The organism is Mesorhizobium sp. M7A.F.Ca.ET.027.03.2.1, assembly GCF_003999175.1.
Classification (GTDB): domain Bacteria; phylum Pseudomonadota; class Alphaproteobacteria; order Rhizobiales; family Rhizobiaceae; genus Mesorhizobium.
In genome coordinates this window covers 1-4,594 of record NZ_RZOM01000463.1, presented here as the reverse complement: position 1 = coordinate 4,594, position 4,594 = coordinate 1, and the positions used below count along the sequence as shown (strand labels likewise).

Genomic DNA, 4,594 nt, shown 5'->3' with positions numbered 1-4,594 from the left:
GGTGGGGGTCCGTGCCGGGCAGACATCTCAGGAATTCCACATGCGATGGCCGCGCCCGTCGACCGACCAGGCTCCCGCACCGGCCATCGCCAGCGCAACAGATCCGCCTGATATCGCAATGTCCTTCATCAGCATCTGCTGGTGCAGGAAGGAGAGCATCGCGTCGCCGCCGCCCTGGCCGTAATGGCCGATGAACCCGGCGGCAATGCAGAAGGCAGCGAGCAGCAGCGCCGCGATCCGGGTCTGGAAACCGACCAGGACGAGCAGCCCGGCGATCACTTCGAACAGTCCCGTGCCCCAGGCGGCAAGTGCCGGCAGCGGCAGGCCGAGGTTTACGAAATAGCCTGTGGTGCCGGCTATGTCGCTCAATGCCTGGAAACCGGAGGGCACGAACAGGGCGGCGAGCAGCAGCCGGGAGAGCAGGAGCAGCGCGTTGCGGGGCATGTTCACCTCCCTCGGCCGCCGGCCGGCTTCGTCCCGATAGCCCCTATCCTAGCAGAAAACTCCGGCCAGCAGATCGGCGGGCATACACCGATAACGAAAAAGCGGCGCGGAAAATTCCGCGCCGCTTTTTGTCGGCTATTGCCGGTTCTTGGCTCAGCCGCGCTTAGCGTCGATCGAATAGGCGCCGGCGCCCGAGGAAGCCAGCACGAGGAAGCCGCCCGCAATGGCGAGGTTCTTGAGAAACTGGATCATTTGCATCTGGTCGGCCCAACCGGTGTGGGCGACCAAGCCGGTAGCGACGGTGAAGATCGCCAGCACCCAGGCAACAATCCGGGTCTTGAAGCCGACGAGGATGGCGAGGCCGCCGAGAAGCTCGATCAGGCCGACGACAATGGCCGTTACGGTCGGCAAGGGCAGGCCGAGGGCACCGAAATAGCCGGCCGTGCCGGCGATGGCGGTCAGCTTGCCGAAGCCTGAAAGCAGGAAGATGACGGCAAGCAGGACGCGGCCGAGGAGGATGGTGGTCGAGGCATTGGATGCGCCGGAACCGGCGACTGAAGTGTTGATGGACATGGTGGCTCTCCGGGATGGGTTGATACCGGGGAGATAGAGCAAGCCGACTGTTCACCAAAGCCACCAGACTGGCGACACATTGTTCACAGTACTTACGTTTCCGTGATCGGGCGGCCTGCGCAAAATTCGCTTTGGGTCACGCCGTGACCGGAGTAAATTCTCCCGTCACGAAACCCCCGGCTTTTGGTTGACGTAATTCCGGACCGAAAACCGCAAGACACTTTTCCTCGAATTGCTTACCCCGGATGCGTCATGTCCTCCGGCCGCACCAGCCGGTCGTAATCGGCTTCGCTGACCAGCCCGGTTGCAAGCGCTTCCTCGCGCAGCGTGGTGCCCTTCTTGTGCGCGGTCTTGGCGATCTTGGCGGCATTGTCGTAGCCGATGGTCGGCGCCAGTGCCGTCACCAGCATCAGCGATCGGTCGAGTGCCGCCTTGATGTTGTCTTCGCGCGCCTCGATGCCGACGACGCAATTGTCGGTGAAGGACACCGAGGCGTCGGAGAGCAACTGCACCGACTGCAGGAAGTTGTAGGCCATCAGCGGGTTGTAGACGTTGAGCTCGAAATGGCCCTGACTGCCGGCGAAGGTGAGCGCCGCATTGTTGCCGAACACCTGCACGCAGACCTGTGTCAGCGCCTCGCACTGGGTCGGGTTGACCTTGCCCGGCATGATCGACGAGCCCGGCTCGTTTTCCGGCAGCGACAGCTCGCCGAGCCCCGAACGCGGACCGGAACCGAGGAAACGGATGTCGTTGGCGATCTTGAACAGCGCGGCGGCCGCCGCATTGATGGCGCCGTGCGAAAACACCATGGAATCATGGGCCGCCAGCGCCTCGAACTTGTTCGGCGCGGTGACGAAGGCGATGCCGGTAATGCTGGCGATGCGATCCGCCACCCGTTCGGCGAAGCCGACCGGTGCGTTGAGGCCGGTGCCGACGGCAGTGCCGCCCTGCGCCAGTTCCTGCAGGCCGGGCAATGTCAGCTCGATGCGCTTGATCGACGAGGCGACCTGCGCCGCATAGCCCGAAAATTCCTGGCCAAGCGTTAGCGGGGTGGCATCCTGCGTGTGCGTGCGGCCGATCTTGATGATGTGATTGAACTCTCTGCTCTTGGCGGCGAGCGCCTTGTGCAGGTGCTTCAGCGCCGGCAACAGATCGTGCACGATGCGTTCGGCGCAGGCGATGTGCATGGCCGTCGGATAGGTGTCGTTCGACGACTGGCTCATATTGACGTGATCGTTGGGATGCACCGGCTTCTTAGAGCCCATGACGCCGCCCAGCATCTCGATCGCCCGGTTGGAGATCACCTCATTGGCGTTCATGTTGGACTGCGTGCCCGAGCCGGTCTGCCAGACCACCAGCGGGAAATGCTCATCGAGCTTGCCGTCGATGACCTCTTGCGCCGCCTCAACAATCGTCTTGCCGATCGAAGGATCAAGCCGCTTGAGCTCCATGTTGGCTTCGGCCGCCGCCCGCTTGACGATGCCCAGCGCGCGCACGATCGACGCCGGCTGCTTCTCCCAGCCGATCTTGAAATTGCCGAGCGAACGCTGCGCCTGCGCGCCCCAGTACCGGTCGGCGGCAACTTCGATGGGACCGAACGTGTCGGTTTCGGTTCTGGTATTTGCAGCGGTCACGGGTCTCTCCTTGTCGAAGTCGGCAACGGCGTATCGCGTTGCACAAACGGCTTCAAGCGGAGATTGCGGGCGGCAAGTATGCAAATCGGTTGAAGGTGATCTCCCCCCTCGAGGGGGAGATGTCGCCGAAGGCGACAGAGGGGGTCGGTTCGACCGGGCGCGACCTCTTATCGCCGCCGGAAGAGGCTGGCGCTCCACGCGAGGCGACCCCCTCCGGCCTGCCGGCCATCTCCCCCAAGGAGGGAGAAAACCAGCTCACCCCGCCGTATAACCCCCGTCAATGGAGAAGATGCCGCCGCTGGTCCAGGACGCCTCGTCGTTAGCGAGATAGACCGCGATACCGGCCAGATCGTCGGGGCGGCCGATGCGGCCCAGCGGATAGCTGCGCTCGACATAGGCCTTCAGCTCCGCCTTTGCCTCGGCCGGCAGATTGTCGACGGTCCTGCGCCGCATGGCGGTGTCCACCGTGCCGGGCGCGATGGCGTTGACGCGGATGCCGCGCGGGCCGAGTTCGAAGGCCAGCGATTTGGTCAGCGGATTCAACGCGCCCTTCGACAGCGAATAGAGGCTCGACGGCCGCTCGGGATCATCTTGTTGGCGAATAGGACGAGATGTTGATCACCGATGCGGCGCCGCGAGATGCTGCAGCAGGCCCTGGGTGAGGAAGAACACCGCCGTCACATTGAGCGCGAAGGATTGCTGGAACTGCGCCTCGCTGACGGTCTCGAACGGCACCAGGAAAGCCACCCCGGCATTGTTGACGAGGACATCGAGAGGCCGACTGGATTTCTTCACATGCTCGACGACGGCTGCGATGCCGGCCGATGTGGCAAGATCGGCCGGCAGCGTCTCGATAGTGCCGCCGATCTGCTTGCGGGCGGCGTCGAGCTCTTGGTGTCGCGGCCGACGATCAGGACGTCCGCACCCTCACCAAAAAGGCTTCGGCGATCGCCAGGCCGATACCGTCCGACCCACCGGTGACCAGCGCGCGTTTGTTGTGAAGTCTCATCCGACGCTCCAAGGCTTCTCTGGCCGCCGCGAGAGCACCGCATATCAGCGGGCGAGGTCAAGCGGCCAGCCTATCCGGTAGTGGGTCAGTTTGAAATCTGTCTCGCCTGAACGTGGCTCAGCAGTGAGACGACATATCGTTCCATATCAAGCCTGCGAGCGGTTCCAAGTACACTTGCCCAGGTATCCTGCGGACCGGCGCCAGAGGCGATCATGGCCGGTGCGTTGTGAAATGAATCCGCGAGCATACGAGCTCTGGATAGATCATCGGTCGCGCGAATTTCGACGAGGACGATGCAAAGAACCCTCAGGATATTTTCATTCGTGATGGGTTGAGGATCAATCAGTTGAGACACCTTTCTTTCGGTACGCCCCCGAGCCGCTGGCTTTTCGGCTTCCTTCGCCTCGATCAGCGCAACGATATCGCTAATCTCCCAAAGCTTGCCAGTCACGCCGGCGGCCATCGCGGGCGTCATGCGCATGAAGCATGAATGCGGACAAAGTTGTAATACATGAAGTGCAGGGCAACGGCGTTGGCGTGAGCTTCCGCTGCCGTTGGTCAGGCGCGTGAAGCGGCGCATATGCATCCGCATAGTCCGGTTTTGGCGTTCGGCAAATGACGTGCTGACGTGCTTGATGTCTGGATTACCTTCGATCCACTCTTTCCGCGCACCAGTGCATTCGGCGGGGCTATGCACTCGATTGTCATACGCCGTCCCATACTTTCTGTAAGCATATAGGAGTTCACGGCGGGTCACGACAACGGCATTCGCGGCATCAAATGCCCCACTACCGCCTATCCCACGGTATGAACTTCGGTGACGGGCTCCCGCAGGGCCAGCCGACCCGCGACATAATTCTTGACCTGGCGGACGGCCTGTTCGCGCGAGACGCTGCCCGGTTGCAGGCCGAGCCGCAGCCAAAGCCCGTCGATC

Annotated in this window: 3 protein-coding genes and 2 pseudogenes; all 5 read right to left on the bottom strand. The window is 62.7% G+C overall.

Annotated features, from left to right (window positions below):
* Positions 1–27 precede the first annotated feature (27 nt).
* A complete protein-coding gene (locus EN750_RS19770; protein WP_127272143.1) occupies positions 28–444 on the bottom strand; it encodes a DoxX family protein in 417 nt (138 codons plus the stop codon).
* A 153-nt stretch (positions 445–597) separates the two neighbouring features.
* Positions 598–1,017: a DoxX family protein gene (locus tag EN750_RS19765; RefSeq protein WP_127332224.1), complete on the bottom strand. Its 420-nt coding sequence runs from the start codon at positions 1,015–1,017 to the stop codon at positions 598–600.
* A gap of 236 nt (positions 1,018–1,253) precedes the next feature.
* Positions 1,254–2,651, bottom strand: coding sequence for a class II fumarate hydratase (gene fumC, locus EN750_RS19760; RefSeq protein WP_127397402.1), 1,398 nt, complete (start codon positions 2,649–2,651; stop codon positions 1,254–1,256).
* Between the two features lie 255 nt (positions 2,652–2,906).
* Positions 2,907–3,506: pseudogene (locus EN750_RS19755) on the bottom strand (SDR family oxidoreductase).
* A gap of 557 nt (positions 3,507–4,063) precedes the next feature.
* Positions 4,064–4,357, bottom strand: a pseudogene (locus EN750_RS40840) (IS1 family transposase); the annotation flags it as partial.
* Between the last annotated feature and the right edge of the window lie 237 nt (positions 4,358–4,594).